Raw genomic sequence first — 15,973 nt, forward strand, 5'->3', positions numbered from 1 at the left:
ACGAACCACAGCGAAAAACACGAACCATTATTTTTTATCGACCACCACCCAGTACGGTGTGAAGCGGCGGATGCGCAGTTGCGGGAAGTTGTTGAGCAGGAGTTGCAGCGCGCGGTCGGTATCGTCCAGCGGCAGCACGGCGGTGACGCGGATGTCCGCCAGTTGCTGCGCATCGAACGACAAACGGCCGGCGCGATAGCGGTTCAACTGTGCCAGCACTTCGGTCAGCGGACGGTCTTCCACCGCCAGCTTGTGGTGCTGCCACGCGTAGTCGGTACCGGTGGCATCGATCTGTTCCACCGGACTGACCGCGCCGGCGCTGATGCGTACCCGCTCGCCGGCTTGCACCACCACCGCGTGCGTGTCGCCAGCGGCGCGCTCATTAGCGGTCCGCACCGCGACCTTCGATTCCAGCATCGACAGCGTGGTCGCGTCCTCGCCGCGCTCCACCATGAAGCGCGTGCCCAGCGCACGCATCTCGCCTTGCGGCGTGTCGACCACGAACGGTCGCGCCGCATCCCTGGCCACCACCACCCGCACGCTGCCCTGCACCAGCTCAACCTCGCGACGCTGCTGACTGAAGTGCAGGTTGACGGCACTACCGCTGTCGAGCGCGATGGTGCTGCCGTCATCCAGCGTGACGCTGCGCCATTCGCCGGTGCCGGTTCGCAGGTCGGCACTGAAGTAGCGCGGACTGTGGCTGTCCAGCGTGAGCGCGAGCGGGACGCCGATCAGCACCGCCAGCACCAGCGTTACAGCGGCCACGCGGTTGCGCCGGCGTTGGCCGGAGCGCGACAACACCGCATTCAGCGCCACGCGCGCCGGCCGCGCCTGCGCGCCTCGCATCGCCTGCAGATGATCGAGCAAAACTTCGATTTCAATCGCCGCCTCGGCATGGCGCGGATCGGCCGCCTTCCACGCCGAGAAGCCGGCTTGCGCCTGGCGGCGCTCCACAGCGTTGTCGCTGCTGAGCAGCACCAGCCACTCGGCCGCCTGTTCGGCCAGTACCGCGTCGTCTGTCACAGCGCGGCTTCCGCCATGGCAGCGCACTTCAGGCGGCACTGCAACAGCGCCTGCACCAGATACTTCTGCACCATGCGCGTCGAGATGCCCAACCGCGCCGCCACTTCGGACTGCGGCTGATCGTCCAGATAATGCAGCATGAACGCTTCGCGCGCCTTGGGCGGCACGCGCTCCAGCGCCTGCGCGATCTGGTCCAGCGCCTGCAGCGCCAGCATGGTCTGTTCGGGCGACGGATAACCCTCGGCCGACGCGGCCACCAGCGCCAGTTCGGCCAGATAGGTATCGTGCAGCAGCTTGCGGCGCGCGCGGTCGATCAGCAGGTGTTTGGCGGTGGTGGTGAGATAGGCGCGCGGCTGCTGCCGCACGCCGAGCAAGGCGTCACGCGAAGCGATGATGCGCATGAAGGTGTCCTGCGCCACATCGGCCGCTTCATGCGCGCAGCCGAGTTTAGCGCGCAACCAGCCCCGCAGCCAGTCGTAATGGCTGATATACAAAACATCCAGCTGATGCTCGGGGGCTGATTCGGCTAAAGGCACAAAAACCGCACATGAGAATAAGAATTACTCTCATTATACGGCCGACTTGCCGAAAATGTCAGCAAGCCGTGTAAAACTCAGGCCTTGTAGCGCACTTCGGCCAGCGCGAAAGCGCCGCCGTGGTAGGTGACCGAGGCGTTCGGCGCCGGGTAGTCGCCGCTGTCGGGGAACTTGGCGTCAAACTGCGACGAGCTGTCCTTCGGCTTGTAGCCGAGATGCGCGGCCTTGCTGTTGTCCCACCACGCCACGTCGTTGTTGGACATGCCGAACAGGATGGTGAAACCGACCCGCGTCGCAAACAGCGAACGGCGCAGCGCCTCCTCCAGATCGTCGTAGCTCAACCAGGTGACCATCATGCGGCGGTCGTTCGGCTCCGGGAACGAGGAGCCGATGCGCAGCGCCACCGTCTCCAGGCCGGTGCGGTCCCAGTAGTAGCTGGCCAGCTGCTCGCCGAAGCACTTGCTGACGCCATAGAACGAATCCGGCCGCGTCACCGCGCCGGCGTCGATGTAGTCGGTGTTGCGGTAGAAGCCCACCGTGTGATTCGAGCTGGCGAACACGATGCGTTTCACGCCCAGCTTGTGCGCCGCTTCATAAATATTGGCGGTGCCGAGAATATTGGCCTGCATGATGTTCTCGAAGGTGTTCTCGGTCGAGATGCCGCCGAAGTGCAGCACCGCCTCCACGCCTTCCATCAGCTTCATGACCGCCGCCTTGTCGGCCAGGTCGCACTGGACGATTTCCTCGCCCTCGCGCGCCTCGCCCATGTCCGCGATATCGGACAGCACCACCACATCGGCCCAGGGCTTGATGCGGTCGCGCAGAATCTTGCCCAGGCCACCAGCGGCGCCGGTCAGCAACAGTCGTTTGAATGGTTTTGTCATCATGTCTCCGTTGTTATATTTTTTACGTCACCGGGGCCGGATTGAACAGCACCAGTGCATTGTGCAGCTTCCACTTCTCGGCCCAGGTCTCCTTGCCGCTGGCGACATCCAGCAGCATCTGGAACAGCTCCCAGCCCACGTCCGGAATGGTGGCCTCGCCGCTGGCGATGCGGCCGGCGTTGATGTCCATCAGATCATGCCAGCGCTTGGCCAGATCGTTGCGGGTGGCGACCTTGATCACCGGGACTTCGGCCAGGCCATACGGCGTGCCGCGGCCGGTGGTGAACACGTGCAGATTCATGCCGGCCGCCAGTTGCAGCGTGCCGCAAATGAAGTCGCTGGCCGGGGTGGCGGCGTAGATCAAACCCTTTTGCGTCAATTTGTCGCCCGGCGACAGCACGCCGGTGATCGGCGCGCTGCCGGATTTGACGATCGAGCCCATGGCCTTTTCGACGATGTTGGACAAGCCGCCCTTCTTGTTACCCGGCGTGGTGTTGGCGCTGCGGTCAACGCCGCCGCGCGTCAGGTAAGCGTCGTACCAGGCCATCTCGCGGATCATGGCGTCGGCCACTTCCGGCGACGAGGCGCGCGAAGTCAGTTGGTCAATGCCATCGCGGACTTCGGTCACTTCCGAGAACATCACGGTGGCGCCGGCGCGCACCAGCAGGTCGGTGGCAAAGCCCACCGCCGGATTGGCGGTCACACCGGAGAAGGCATCGCTGCCGCCACATTGCACGCCCACCACCAGCTCCGAGGCCGGCACGGTTTCGCGCTGGCGCTTGTTCAGCTCCGCCAGATTGACCTCGGCCTGCTTCATAATCGAGTCGATCATCGACATGAAGCCGACGTGGTGCGCGTCCTGCAGACAGACCAGGCCAGGATCGGCGCCGCCGGCGTTCTGGATCGGGATCGAGCCTTTCGGGAACAGCCGCGTAGGCTGCAGCTTTTCGCAACCGAGGCTGACCACCATGGCCTGACCGCCGAAGTTCGGATTCAGCGCGATATTGCGGATGGTGCGGATCGGGATCGGCGCGCCCGGCGCCTCGATCGCCACGCCGCAGCCGTAGGTGTGCTCCAGCCCAACCACGTCGTCGACGTTGGGGTACTTCGGCAGCAGTTCATTCTTGATGCGCTCGACCGCGAATTCGACCACGCCCGACACGCACTGCACGGTGGTGGTGATGGCCAGGATGTTGCGCGTGCCAACGCTGCCGTCCGGATTGCGGAAGCCCTGGAAGGTATACCCCTCCAGCGGCTCCATCGGCGGCGGCTTGACGGTGGCGATCGGCAAACCTTCCAGCTCGCGCGCGGCCGGCATCTCCACATTGTGTTCGGCCAGCCAGCTGCCGGCCGGCAGATCTTTGGCGGCAAAACCGATGGTGACGTTGTAGCGGATCACATGATCGCCCTTGGCCAGGTCGCGCAGCGCCACCTTGTGACCCTGCGGGATCGGTTCCAGCAGCGTCAGGCCGTTCGGGAAGACCGCGCCGGCGGGCAAACCGCCGTCGTTAACGACAATCGCGACGTTATCGTTGTCGTGCATGAGGATATAGCGCGGTGTAGCGGCGCTCGTCGGTGTCGTCATATGGATTCCTACGTTGTTTTTTGGTCTCGTAAAGTGGTCTGACCACTTATGTTATTGGTCGGCCAGCTCGATGTTGTGGCCTGCGCGCCACACTCTGAAAGCCGCATGTTTACAAGCTTGTAGCCTTGAAAACATGGGCCGCAGACGGCTGCACCATGAAATCAGTATGCCAGTTTAAAATTAATTTGGCTAGTCCACATTGCGTATTTGGTCTGACCACCTTAGAATGGCCTGACCAGATGGCAATATATAAAGCCACATAAAAAAGACGAGACATCAATGCTGAAAAAGACTGCCCTTCCTGCTGAAAGCAACGCTCACGAACCGCGCCTGTACCGGGTGGTGGCTGACCGTATCCAGGAACTGATCCGCAACGAAAACATCGCCGCCGGCGAGCGCCTCCCCTCCGAGCGCGACCTCGCCACCAAGCTCAGCGTCAGCCGCGCCTCCCTGCGCGAAGCCCTGATCGCGCTGGAACTGGGCGGCGTGATCGAAGTGCGCGGCGGCTCGGGCGTCTACGTCAGCGAACTGCCGGAACCGGCCGAAACCGATCTGCCGGAAGCTGGTCCGGGTCCGTTCGAAGTGCTGTCCGCGCGCCGCCTGATCGAATCCGAAATCGCCGCCATCGCCGCCCGCGTCGCCACCGACAGCGCCATCGACGCCATCCTGCAAGCGGTGGTCGAGATGGAAAAACACCACGCCAATTATTCCAGCAACGAGCAGGCTGACCGCAACTTCCACCTCGCCATCGCGCGCGCCACCGGCAACAGCGCGCTGGTCGGATCGCTGAACTATCTGTGGGACCAGCGAGGCCGCCTGTGGCACAAGCTCAAAGAACACTTCCAGACCGAAGAGCTGCGTCAGGAAACGCTGAAGGACCACCGCCGCATCCTGGAGGCGATCGCCGCCCACGATCCGGCAGCGGCGCGCAAAGCCATGCGCGCCCACCTGGAACGCGTGACCCGTACTTTCTCGCGCGGATAAATAGTACCCGAAGTAACGCAGGTCCGGCCTCGATGCCGGCCGCGAAACATAAAGTAATCAAGTTATTGACCGGCTTGACCTAGGCACGCCCGCGCATCGCGCGCGGCACTGCCCTCGTTACAGCGGCACGGAGTACGCGAGGTGCTCCAATCACGCAGCCACCTGCCCTGCTGCGTATAACTTTATTCAAGAGACGAAGGAGACAACACCATGAAGTCCGAGCACTCGGTCCAGAACCGTTCCGCCCAACCTCGCCTGCTGCTCACGGCCATTGCACTGGCCGTGGTCACGCTAGCCAACCAGGCTTCCGCGCAGACCGATGACGCCAACATGACCCGTGTCGAAGTGACCGGTTCCAGCATCAAGCGCGTAGCCAACGAAGCATCGCTGCCAGTCACCAGCGTCAAGGCTGAAGACCTGGTCAAACAAGGCATGACCACCCTCGCCGACTTCATGATGGCGCTGCCGCAATCGGCTTCGCTGGCGCCCTCGAACGCCGGCTCCGGTACCAACATCAACCTGCGCGGCCTCGGTGTCAACCGCACCCTGGTGCTGCTGAACGGCCGCCGCATGGCCAACGAGGCGATCGCCGACGGCTACGCCAACCTGGACGTGATTCCGCTGTCCGCCATCGCCCGCGTCGAAATTCTGCGTGACGGCGCATCGTCGATCTACGGTTCCGACGCCATCGGCGGCGTGGTCAACTTCATCACCAAGACCTCGTTCGAAGGCACGCAAATCACCGCGCAAGCCGTGCAGCCAGAGAAAAAAGGCGGCGGCGACGAACAGCGCATCAGCGCCACCTGGGGCAAGGGCAATCTGGAACGCGACGGCTGGAGCTTCTACGCCACCATCGATGCCCACCAGCGTTCGCGTCTGGCCGCATCCGACCGCGCCTATCTGAGCTCGGCCGCCGTGCTGACCGCGCTGGGCCGCGCACCAACGCTGGGTACCGGCGGCAACGCCACCCCGGCCAACTTCACCACCGCCACCAACAAGACCGCGCGCAATCCATACGCCGGCACTTGCGATGCGCCCTACTCCATCGTTGGCCAGAAAGGTACTTGCGTACTGGACGCCAATGAGTATGGCACCGCGCTGTACGCCAACCAGCAGGTCACTTTCTACACTCGTGGCGCCTACAAGTTCAGCGAAGACCACATCGTCACCGTCGACTACGCGCGCGGTCAGGAATACATCCTCGGCACCAAGAACCCGACCAATGCGCTGGCTGTCAACGGCGTCTCGGCGACCGTGCCATCGACCAGCAAATGGTATCCTGGTAACAGCGGCGGCGTGCCCGCCGTCGCCGGCCTAACCGGCGAACCGCTGACCGTCACCTGGGCGGTGGCGGACGGCGGCCTGGCCACCACCAAGGACGTGCAGGTCAATCAGCGCCTGGCCCTGAGCGACGAAGGCGTGATCGCCGGCTGGGACTACAAGGCCGGCCTGGTGATCGGTATCTCCAACCGCGACAACTACTACTACTCCGGCTACTACAAAGGCCAGGGTCTGATCGACGGCCTGGCCAGCGGCGTGCTGAATCCATTCGGCACCCAGGACGCGGCCGGCAGCGCTTACCTGGACACGATCAGCGTCGACGGCCAGAAAAACCGTACCTCGAAATCGACCTACAAGGGCGTTGACCTGACCATCAGCCGCGCGCTGGCCGAACTGCCTGGCGGTTCGCTGGCAGTGGCGGTGGGTGCCGACGTGCACCGCGACACCACCGAAGACACCAAGCTGCCGATTACCTCGCTGGTCACCTACGCCGGCACTAGCCCGTCGCACGGCGAAGGCGCGCGTAACGTGTCCGCGCTGTTCACCGAGATCAACGCGCCGGTCACCAAATCGCTGGAACTGAACGCCGCCGTCCGCGCCGACCATTTCAGCGATTTCGGCACCACCGTCAATCCGAAGATCAGCTTCCGCTGGGAAGCCAGCAAGGCGCTGATGTTCCGTGGCTCGGCCAACACCGGCTTCCGCGCACCGACGCTGTTTGACGCCTACGGTTACCGCCTGCCAGGCGCCACCACCACCACTTCCGCCAAGTGGGACGATCCGGTACTGTGCCCAGGCGGCACCCCGGGCGTGGCCGGCACCGGCACCGCGCTGCCAGGCTATGTGGCATCGACCGTCTGCAACACCACGCTGCCTAAACAGACCGGCTCCAACGCCAATCTGAAGCCTGAGAAATCGAAGGGCTACACGCTGGGCGTGGTGATGGAACCGATCAAGAACAGCATGATCTCGCTGGACTACTGGAACATCAAGATGAAGGACATGCTGGCCAACCTGCCAGAGCAAGTGTACTTCCTCGATCCAGTGAAATACGCATCGTACTTCGTGCGTAATGCGGACGGCACCATCGCCTACATCAACAACACCACCATGAATCTGGGCGGCCAGCGCGCGGCGGGTATCGACGTATCGGCTTCGTATGCGTTCCCGAGAACCGCTTACGGCGACTTCAAGGTCTACCTGGACGGTACCTACCTGACCCAGTTCGACAACCAGCTGTATGACGGCTCGGCATTCGTGTCGAACATCGGTCAGTTCGGCCTGGCCAGCAACGGTACCACTTCCAGCTTCCCTATCATCACCTACCGCTGGAAGCACACCGCGCGTTTGAACTGGGCCAAGGGTAACTGGAACAGCACCCTGACCATGAACTACAACTCGAAGTACACCGACCAGAATCTGGTGGCGCAGCAGTACTGGCGCAACATCAACTCGTACAAGCTGTGGAACCTGACCACCACGTACAACGGTTGGAAAAACATCCAGGTCACCGGTGGCATCACCAACCTGTTCAACGCACCACCGCCAGCAACCAACAGCAGCCTGTATAGCTATGGTTACCTGAGCAGCGCCGGCAGCCCGATCGGCCGCGCTTACAACGTGCGTGTCACCTACAACTTCTGATGAAGCTGTGGGGTCATAAACCGCGTCACTCCGCCTGAGTTGTGGGCGCCGGACCGCATCGCGGCCGGCGCCCTTTTTTTGTGGATTTCATCATGAAACACCTGATTTCCTGCGCCGTCCTGGCCCTGCTGGCCGGCGGCGCTCATGCAGCAGACAAGCCAGTGCGCTTCATCCTGGTCGGCGATTCGACCATGGCCAACAGCAGCGGCTATGGCGACGCCTTCTGCGCGCGCGTCAACCGCGCCAACACCTGTCTCAATCTGGCCAAGGGCGGCCGCAGCTCCGGCAGCTTCCGCGCCGAAGGACGCTGGGACGAAGTCGAGGGACTGCTGCGCGGCTCCGCCGCCTACCGCGCCACCTATGTGCTGATCCAGTTCGGCCATAACGACCAGCCGGGCAAACCTGGCCGCTCCACCGATGTGAAAACCGAATTCCCCGTCAATATGAATCGCTACGCGCAGGAAGTGAAAGCGCTGGGCGGCATACCGGTGCTGCTTACGCCGCTGACGCGCCGCACCTTCAAGGACGGCGTCCTCGAAAATAATTTCGGCCCATGGAACGATGCGATTCGTGCCGCCGCCAACGCGCAGCAAGTGGCTCTGCTGGACCTGAACGCGGACAGCTACGCCGCCGTGCAGGCCATGGGTCAGGACGAGGCGGACACGCTGGCCATGGTGCCGCGTCCGGCCGACTATGGCGTCCCCGCCGCCGCAGGCAAGGTCGAAGTGGCCGGCGCCGCCAAGACCGCGTTCGACCGCACCCACCTGGGCGTCAAAGGCGCGGCCTACTTCTCGCGCATGGTGATGGAAGAACTCAAACGCACCGTGCCGGAAACGGCCGGGCAATTCAAGCCGGAGAGCGAGCAGTGAAGCAGCACGCCATGCCCCATCGCGCCGGCCGCCCCGACGCGCCGCGCCGCGCCATGCCGCTTGTCGCGCCATCCACCGCAGCCGGTCTGGCCGGCGCTGCTGCTCGTCGCAAGTTTGCGGCCGCAGCGGCGACGCTGATCGCGGCAGCGCTGCAACTGCCGGCCCACGCGCAGGACGCGCGCAAGGTCAGCGAACCGGTGGCACCGCCCTCGTGCGCCGTGCTGACCGCTGGCGCGGCGGGCGGCGACGACACCGCGCGCATTCAGGCCGCCATCGACAAATGTCCTGCCGGCCGTGCGGTGCGTCTGTCCGCCAGCAACGACAAGCAGCGCTTTGCCGCCGGCCCGCTGACGCTGCGTAGTGGCGTCAGTCTGCAGGTGGACGCCAACACCACGCTGCAAGCCAGCGGCAATCCCAAGCTGTACGACAAAGGCGCCAACACCTGCGGCACCATCGACCAGCAAGGACGCGGCTGCAAGCCCTTCATCACCATCGACAACGCCAAGTCCAGCGGCATCTACGGCGAAGGTGTCATCGACGGCCAGGGCGGCCGCGTGATCGACGGCGGCAGCGAATCCTGGTGGCAGTTGGCGCGCCGTGCGCAAAAGGAAGACGCACGCCAGAACGTGCCGCGCCTGATCGAAATCACCAACTCGCAGGACATCAGCCTGCACAAGATCACGCTGCGCAATTCGCCCAACTTCCACGTCACGCTGAACAAAGTGGATGGCTTCACCGCCTGGGGCGTGCGCATCGACACCCCTGCCACCGCGCGCAACACCGACGGCATCGACCCGATCTCCTCACGCAACGTCACCATCGCCTACAGCCATATCCGCACCGGCGATGACAACGTCGCAGTCAAAGCCGGCAACAACGGCCCGACCGAAAACATCTCCATCCTGCACAACCGCTTCTACAGCGGCCATGGCATGTCGATCGGCAGCGAAACCAATGGCGGCGTGCGCCGCGTGCTGGTGGAAGACCTGAGCATGGACGGCACCACCTCCGGCCTGCGCATCAAGAGCGACGTCTCGCGCGGCGGCGTGGTGGACCTGGTCGCCTATCGCAACGTCTGTTTGCGCGACGTGAAAACGCCGATCGACATCAGCACCCGCTACAGCAAAACCGCAGAGGGATCGCAGATTCCGGTCTACACCAACATCGCCTTCGACGACGTGCACAGCGTGTCGCCGGGCCGCGTGCTGGTGCAGGGCTACGACGAACAGCGTCCAGTACAGGTGGCAATGCGCAACGTCAGCATTACCGGCAAGGCCGATCGCAAGATCGAATTCGCCCAACTGGCGGGTAACATCGGCGCTATCGACACCAGCACCTGCGCCCAGCGTTTCGCGCCCTTCCCTGAAACAGCCGCCGCCAGCGCGCGGCCGCAACTCACGCTGGAACAGGCGAAGCAGTTCTCCTATGCCGAGGTACTGAAATACGTCGGCATCGCCGGCCAGGAAACGGTCGACCCGTGGGACCCGCTAAACGATCCGCTGGCCAAAGGCGCGGCGTTCACGCCGGACTACATCGTCGACAAAGCCGCGCGCGCCGACGGCATCCGCAGCTTCAACACCGTGCAGGAAGCCGTCAGCCACGCGGTGCTGGACAGCGCCGCCCATCCGGCCAAGCGGCTGTATCTGCTGCTGAAACCCGGCGTGTATCAGGAGCTGGTCTACATCCCCGCCTCCGCCGCACCGATCACCATGTACGGCGAAGGCAAGGATGCGGCGGCGACCAAAATCACCGCAAAACTGGATGCCTCCAACACCGGCGCCGAATACAGCGCGCGTCATGGCGCCCAGTTCGCACAAGCCGCGCCAGACGTGCAGGCCATGTATGCCAGCATCAAAGACCGCCCGCAGATCGGCACCTTCGGCACACAGACCGTCTGGGCCAGGAACAATGGCTTCCAGGCGCGTAACCTGACCTTCGAAAACGGCTACAACAAAGACACCGGCAACGCCCGCGCCGAAGCGCTCCCCAACATCAACAACATCCACCATCAGGCATTGGCGCTGAACGTGGACAGCGCCGACAAGGCGCAATTCGAAAACGTCCGTCTGCTTGGCTTTCAGGACACGCTGTATCTAAAGTCGCCGCAGCCCGGCAGCACCGTGCGCAGCTTCTTCAACAAATCCTATATCGAAGGTGATGTCGATTTCATCTTCGGTGACAGCACCGCTTACTTCTACCAGAGCGAAATCCGCACACTGGGCGACCGTGGCGTGTCCTACGTCGGCGCGCCGGACACCCATGTCAAAACCAAGTACGGCTTCGTGTTCGACAACGTGCGCTTCACCCACGAAGGCAAAAAGGACGGCGATTTCTACCTGCTGCGCCAATGGTTCCACAGCTCGCGCTGCACGCCGTACGCGCCGTTGCCGCTGGAAGGCTATCGTTGCACCTACGGCCCCACCAACGTCTACACCGCCCCAACCGGCACCGTGGCGCGCGTATCGCTGGAAGCGGTCGGCAAAATGGTGGTGATGAATTCGCACATCGGCGCCCACATCAACAAACAGCATCCCTGGTCCGACTGGAACAAGAAAGGCACCCTCTCCTACCGCCCCGCCCAGTACAACTCGGACGACCATTGGAACAACCTGATTAAAGCCGGCATCGATCCCGTCAAGGATCTCGGCTACAGCAAACCACCTTCGCCAGCCGACGTGTTTATCGGCGAATTCAATAATTCGGATGAATGAGGAATACCGCATGACCATCAATACCCAACGCCGCCACCTGATGAAAGCACTGCCAGCGGCGGGCCTGTCGTTCAGCCTCCCCGCCGTTGCGGCGACCGCGCCCGATCCGTGGCTGCAGGCGCAGGCCATCATCGATCACGTTTCGCGTCCGTGCAATTTCCGCAAGCAGGATTTCGACATCACCGCCTATGGCGCCAAGCCGTGCAAGCTGACCAAGGTGCAAGCCTGGGTATCGCACGAGGATCGGGACAATATCGACACACCGGCCGCCGATGCCACCGACTGCTACGCCGCCATCAAGGCCGCCATCAAAGCATGCAATGAAGCCGGCGGCGGCCGCGTGCTGATTCCGGCCGGCGACTGGTTCTGCGCCGGTCCTATGGTGCTGCTGTCGAATGTGAATGTGCATCTGGCCAAAGGCGCGCACGTGTACTTCAGCCACAATCCGGCGGACTACGCCAAATACGGTGATATCGACTGCGGCAAGCACGGCAAGCTGACCATCTCGCGCTGGCAGAGCAACGACTGCCTGAACTACTCGCCGATGGTGTACGCCTACGGCCAGGACAACATCGCGCTGACCGGCGAGGACTGGACCGCGATCCTGGACGGCCAGGGCGGCGTGGCCTTTAACGACGCCGGCGATTGCTGGTGGACCTGGAAGGGCAAGCAGAAAACCATCAATTCCATCGGCCAGGGCACCACGCCCAACTTCAAGGCCGGCAAGATGTCGGAAAACACCGAGAATCCACTGAACCCGACTTCGCTGGCGGCGGTGGCGCCGGCGCTGACCGAAGCTGAGCGCGTGCTGATTCAAGGTGAAGGCGGCAAGTGGCGCGCCGATGCGTCCTATCTGCCGGCGCTGTCGGAAGCAGGTGTGGCGTTGTCGAAGCGCGTATTCGGCATCGGCCACTATCTGCGCGCACCGATGATTCAGATTATCGGCTGTACCAATGTGCTGCTGCAGGGGTACAAGGTGCAGAACACGCCGTTCTGGCAGCACCATCCGGTCCATTGCCGCAATCTGGTGATCCGTAACGTCTACATGCACAGCCACGGCCCGAACAGCGATGGCTTCGATCCGGAAGCCTGCGACCATGTGCTGGTGGATGGCTGCACCTTCGATACCGGTGATGACTGCATCGCCATCAAGGCCGGCAAGGATCTGGATACGCAGTATGGTCCTTCGCAGAATATCGTGATCCAGAATTCGATCATGCATAGCGGCCATGGCGGTGTGACTTTGGGCAGCGAGATGGCGGGCGGGATTCAGAACGTGTTTGCGCAGAAGCTGGTGTTCGAGAACGCGAACTGGAAGACCAATCCGCTGAATACGGCGATTCGGCTGAAGACCAATATGAACCGTGGCGGCTATCTGCGCAATTTCTATGTGCGCGATTGCACGATACCGAATGGGGTGCAGACCAGTCCTTCGTTCTATGCCTCTCTGCCTGGATCGCCGATTCAGTCGAAGACGGTGGCGACGGCGGCGGGCGCGATCGTGACCTTCGATTGCGATTACACGCCAACCAGCGACAACGTGCGTACGCGGCCGCCGGTGGTGGACAATGTGCAGATCTCGAACATCAAGGCAGGCAATGTGACGACCAAGGATGGCAAGCAGGTGTCGTGCTATCAGGCGATTGTGGTACTGGGGCCGGTGGCTTCGGACTACAACGGATCGCAGCCGATGCCGCCGGTGCTGCCGGTGACCGGCGTTACCATCACCGACTGCGATTTCGGCACGCCGGTGAATGCCGCCGCGCCGTGGTACCTCTACAACGTCAAAGGACTGACGCTGAAGAATGTGACCATCGGCGGCAAGGTGCACAACGCCACGCTGTCAGCCTGAGAGCGGCGACCATGCGCGCGCACTTAAGGGCCGTCACCATGACGGCCGCGATCACGCTGGCGCCTGCCGTGGCGCTGGCCGTCGCGGCGGCCGATCCGGCGGCAGGGGCCGAAGCTGCGGTGGCGGATGCCACGACGGCGGTCACTCCGGCGCTCATCGCGCTGCAGCCGGCCGATGGTGCGCGGGAAGTGAATCCGGATACGCATCTGGTGCTGCGCTTCGCCCAGCCGCCGGTGCTGGGCGCATCGGGCCTGATCCGCATCTACGACGCCGCCACCGGCAAGCTGGTGGACACGCTGGACCTCAGCATCCCCGCCGGCCCAACCGAGCGCACCACGCTGCCACAAGCGCCCTATCTGGCCACGCCCTACGTCTACGCCGACGGTCCGCGTGCCACCAACGCCACCACCAAAGCCGGCACACCCTCCACCGGCGCCGATCCCGGCGATCCAGGCCGCTACCAGCTAACCATCATCGGCGGCTTCACGGACGGTTTCCACTTCCACCCGGTGATCGTGCAAGACACCAGCGCGACCATCTACCCGCACAACAACCTGCTCGCCTATGGCAAGCGCTATCGCGTGCAGGTGGACCAAGCGGTATTCGGCAAAGCGCTGCAATGGGAATTCAGCACCAAGCCACACGGTCCTGCAAAAGACACCGAGCGCGTGGTAGTCAGCGCCGACGGATCGGCCGACTTCAGTACCGTGCAAGGCGCGCTGGATCATGTGCCCGACCATCCAGCCAAACGCGTGACCATCTTCGTCCGCAACGGCGACTACGAGGAAATCGTCTACTTCCGCAACAAGCGCAATCTCACCATACAGGGCGAGCAGCGCGACAAAGTCCGCATCCATTACGCGAATAATGAAGTATTCAACCCGCATCCACCCAACATCAGCACCAACGAAGTAGCCGGCACCTTCCCTTCGCGACGCGCGGCCTTCGCGGCGGACAACGTGCGCAGCGTGCACCTGCGCGACCTCACGTTGGAGACCACACTGCAAGGCCAGGCCGAAGGCTTGCTGATCACCGGCGCCGAAAATATCGTCGCCAACACCACCATCATCGGCTCCGGCGATGCGCTGCAGGTCAACGGCAGCACTTACCTGCCGGATGTCAAAGTCATCGGCGGCGGCGACACCATCCTTGGACGCGGCCCAGCATTCTTCGAGCGCTGCGAAATCCAGTCGCAGCATGCGTATATGTGGATCCGCAACCCGGCCGGCAATCACGGCAACGTATTCGTCGGCTGCCGCTTCACCACACTGGGCGGCGGACAAACCGAACTGGCGCGCCTGCCAGCGAACAAAGGCAGGAACTACCCGTACGCCGAAGCCGTGCTAATCGACGCCACGCTGAGCGGCATCAGTCCTGCTGGCTGGGGACCGGTGGAAGGAGACGTCAGCAACGTACACTTCTGGGAATACAACAGCCGCAATGTGGATGGCACGCCGGTGGATGTCAGCAAGCGCCATCCGGCATCGCGCCAGCTGACCATGGAGCGTGATGCTGAGACCATCCGCAACTATCGCAACCCGGCGTGGGTGCTGGACGGATGGATGCCGCCGCGCTGATATACTGCCTCAAATTACATCAGGAGGCCCATCATGCGTCCAATGCTCGCGTTGTTGCTGTTGTCTTCCACCGTAGCGCAGGCCGCGCCTGCGGAGGCGCTCAAGCCGATGGCGTTTTTGGCGGGGCATTGCTGGAAAGGGGAATTCCCTGGCGGGCAGCAGACCGACGAGCATTGCTTCCAATGGACGCTGGACGGACACGCGCTGCGCGACGTCCACACCGTGCGCGCGCCGGGCAAGCCGGACTACGTTGGCGAGACGCTGTACTACTACGATTCGGCGGCACAGCAAGTCGCCTATCTGTATCTGGAAAACAGCGGCGGCTACAGCCACGGCACCATGAAGCCCACCACCACCGGCCTCGAATTCCCCGAAGCGCGCTACATCAACGGCAGCATGGTCCTGCCCTACCGCAGCCAGTGGACCATCGGCACCGACTCCTACGAAGCCTTCAGCGAAATGTACATCAAAGACAAATGGACCACCCAACTGCGCATGGTGCTGAAGAAGCAGTGATCATTTTTTCGAACCACTCGTAAAATAGAAAGAGATGACCAATGTCGCCATCGGCAACACGCCAATCTTAATGACTTCAAATAATGCTGCAAGCGCCCTATTTTCTGGATAACAGCCGTATCCAACCATGATTGCCGAGCTAATAATCGCCAGTCCTAGCGTTATCTGCTTGGCGAAAACCAAGCGATCGGCCTCATTGATAGCAACACTTGAATCACGCTGGAAAATGTCCTCGTGATAATTAACGATGGGCTTGTCCGAGATTGGCATTATGCCCCCGTCACCAAACCGACTACTTCCAATGAATCATCTGGCATGCGCCGGATCAGGCCGAGCGATGAACCATCGCCCTTTCGTTTTTGATCGTCCGCGATTTTCAAAAGCGCAAATGCTCCCTTTATCGCTTCTGCCTTCGTAATTCCTCGCTCGCAAGCATAGGCATTCAGGAAGTCATCAATATCTTCCGACAAACTCAAAGTCATGCTTCTTTTCATGGCACACCTCCGCATGG

13 protein-coding genes are annotated in these 15,973 nt (G+C 62.6%); 7 read left to right on the top strand and 6 right to left on the bottom strand.

The window, feature by feature from the left end:
• Window positions 1-27: 27 nt before the first annotated feature.
• The 4 genes from GJ699_RS16790 to garD form a co-directional block, all read right to left on the bottom strand.
• A complete protein-coding gene (locus GJ699_RS16790; RefSeq protein ID WP_371867584.1) occupies window positions 28-1,023 on the bottom strand; it encodes a FecR family protein in 996 nt (331 codons plus the stop codon).
• On the bottom strand, window positions 1,020-1,517 hold the full coding sequence (locus tag GJ699_RS16795) for a sigma-70 family RNA polymerase sigma factor (protein WP_308495522.1): 498 nt from the start codon (window positions 1,515-1,517) through the stop codon (window positions 1,020-1,022). The genes GJ699_RS16790 and GJ699_RS16795 overlap by 4 nt, the downstream gene beginning before the upstream one ends.
• A 119-nt stretch (window positions 1,518-1,636) precedes the next feature.
• On the bottom strand, window positions 1,637-2,443 hold the full coding sequence (locus GJ699_RS16800; RefSeq protein ID WP_229262145.1) for an NAD-dependent epimerase/dehydratase family protein: 807 nt from the start codon (window positions 2,441-2,443) through the stop codon (window positions 1,637-1,639).
• Window positions 2,444-2,465: 22 nt separating this feature from the next.
• Window positions 2,466-4,028, bottom strand: a complete 1,563-nt coding sequence (gene garD / locus GJ699_RS16805; protein WP_154378259.1) for a galactarate dehydratase — start codon at window positions 4,026-4,028, stop codon at window positions 2,466-2,468.
• A gap of 279 nt (window positions 4,029-4,307) precedes the next feature.
• Here garD and GJ699_RS16810 point away from each other — a divergent pair, with 279 nt between their 5' ends.
• From GJ699_RS16810 to GJ699_RS16840, 7 genes are all read left to right on the top strand, one after another.
• The gene (locus GJ699_RS16810; RefSeq protein ID WP_154378261.1) at window positions 4,308-5,012 is read left to right on the top strand and encodes a FadR/GntR family transcriptional regulator; all 705 of its coding nucleotides are present in this window, start codon (window positions 4,308-4,310) and stop codon (window positions 5,010-5,012) included.
• A 210-nt stretch (window positions 5,013-5,222) separates the two neighbouring features.
• On the top strand, window positions 5,223-7,937 hold the full coding sequence (locus GJ699_RS16815) for a TonB-dependent receptor (protein WP_154378263.1): 2,715 nt from the start codon (window positions 5,223-5,225) through the stop codon (window positions 7,935-7,937).
• Between the two features lie 92 nt (window positions 7,938-8,029).
• The gene (locus GJ699_RS16820; protein WP_154378265.1) at window positions 8,030-8,806 is read left to right on the top strand and encodes a rhamnogalacturonan acetylesterase; all 777 of its coding nucleotides are present in this window, start codon (window positions 8,030-8,032) and stop codon (window positions 8,804-8,806) included.
• A gap of 11 nt (window positions 8,807-8,817) precedes the next feature.
• On the top strand, window positions 8,818-11,517 hold the full coding sequence (locus GJ699_RS16825; RefSeq protein WP_229262133.1) for a pectinesterase family protein: 2,700 nt from the start codon (window positions 8,818-8,820) through the stop codon (window positions 11,515-11,517).
• A gap of 10 nt (window positions 11,518-11,527) precedes the next feature.
• Complete coding sequence (locus tag GJ699_RS16830; RefSeq protein WP_229262134.1) at window positions 11,528-13,369, top strand: glycoside hydrolase family 28 protein; 1,842 nt, start codon at window positions 11,528-11,530, stop codon at window positions 13,367-13,369.
• 11 nt (window positions 13,370-13,380) lie between these two features.
• The gene (locus GJ699_RS16835; protein ID WP_229262135.1) at window positions 13,381-14,946 is read left to right on the top strand and encodes a pectinesterase family protein; all 1,566 of its coding nucleotides are present in this window, start codon (window positions 13,381-13,383) and stop codon (window positions 14,944-14,946) included.
• 33 nt (window positions 14,947-14,979) lie between these two features.
• On the top strand, window positions 14,980-15,462 hold the full coding sequence (locus tag GJ699_RS16840) for a hypothetical protein (protein ID WP_154378271.1): 483 nt from the start codon (window positions 14,980-14,982) through the stop codon (window positions 15,460-15,462).
• On the opposite strand, the gene GJ699_RS16845 is transcribed toward GJ699_RS16840, so the two are convergent.
• Window positions 15,463-15,732: a hypothetical protein gene (locus GJ699_RS16845; protein WP_154378273.1), complete on the bottom strand. Its 270-nt coding sequence runs from the start codon at window positions 15,730-15,732 to the stop codon at window positions 15,463-15,465. It abuts the gene before it with no gap.
• Window positions 15,732-15,956 carry a hypothetical protein gene (locus tag GJ699_RS16850; RefSeq protein ID WP_154378275.1) on the bottom strand — a complete coding sequence of 75 codons (225 nt, stop codon included), beginning with the start codon at window positions 15,954-15,956 and terminating at the stop codon, window positions 15,732-15,734. Before GJ699_RS16850 ends, GJ699_RS16845 begins: the two co-directional genes overlap by 1 nt.
• Between the last annotated feature and the right edge of the window lie 17 nt (window positions 15,957-15,973).

It is taken from the genome of Duganella guangzhouensis (assembly GCF_009674535.1).
Taxonomy (GTDB): Bacteria; Pseudomonadota; Gammaproteobacteria; order Burkholderiales; family Burkholderiaceae_D; genus Rugamonas; species Rugamonas guangzhouensis.

Coding starts and splice junctions, on each gene's coding strand:
- GJ699_RS16800 (WP_229262145.1), bottom strand. CDS start 2,443: ATGACAAAACCATTCAAACGACTGTTGCTGACCGGCGCCGCTGGTGGC.
- garD (WP_154378259.1), bottom strand. CDS start 4,028: ATGACGACACCGACGAGCGCCGCTACACCGCGCTATATCCTCATGCAC.
- GJ699_RS16810 (WP_154378261.1), top strand. CDS start 4,308: ATGCTGAAAAAGACTGCCCTTCCTGCTGAAAGCAACGCTCACGAACCG.
- GJ699_RS16815 (WP_154378263.1), top strand. CDS start 5,223: ATGAAGTCCGAGCACTCGGTCCAGAACCGTTCCGCCCAACCTCGCCTG.
- GJ699_RS16820 (WP_154378265.1), top strand. CDS start 8,030: ATGAAACACCTGATTTCCTGCGCCGTCCTGGCCCTGCTGGCCGGCGGC.
- GJ699_RS16825 (WP_229262133.1), top strand. CDS start 8,818: ATGCCCCATCGCGCCGGCCGCCCCGACGCGCCGCGCCGCGCCATGCCG.
- GJ699_RS16830 (WP_229262134.1), top strand. CDS start 11,528: ATGACCATCAATACCCAACGCCGCCACCTGATGAAAGCACTGCCAGCG.
- GJ699_RS16835 (WP_229262135.1), top strand. CDS start 13,381: ATGCGCGCGCACTTAAGGGCCGTCACCATGACGGCCGCGATCACGCTG.
- GJ699_RS16840 (WP_154378271.1), top strand. CDS start 14,980: ATGCGTCCAATGCTCGCGTTGTTGCTGTTGTCTTCCACCGTAGCGCAG.
- GJ699_RS16845 (WP_154378273.1), bottom strand. CDS start 15,732: ATGCCAATCTCGGACAAGCCCATCGTTAATTATCACGAGGACATTTTC.
- GJ699_RS16850 (WP_154378275.1), bottom strand. CDS start 15,956: ATGAAAAGAAGCATGACTTTGAGTTTGTCGGAAGATATTGATGACTTC.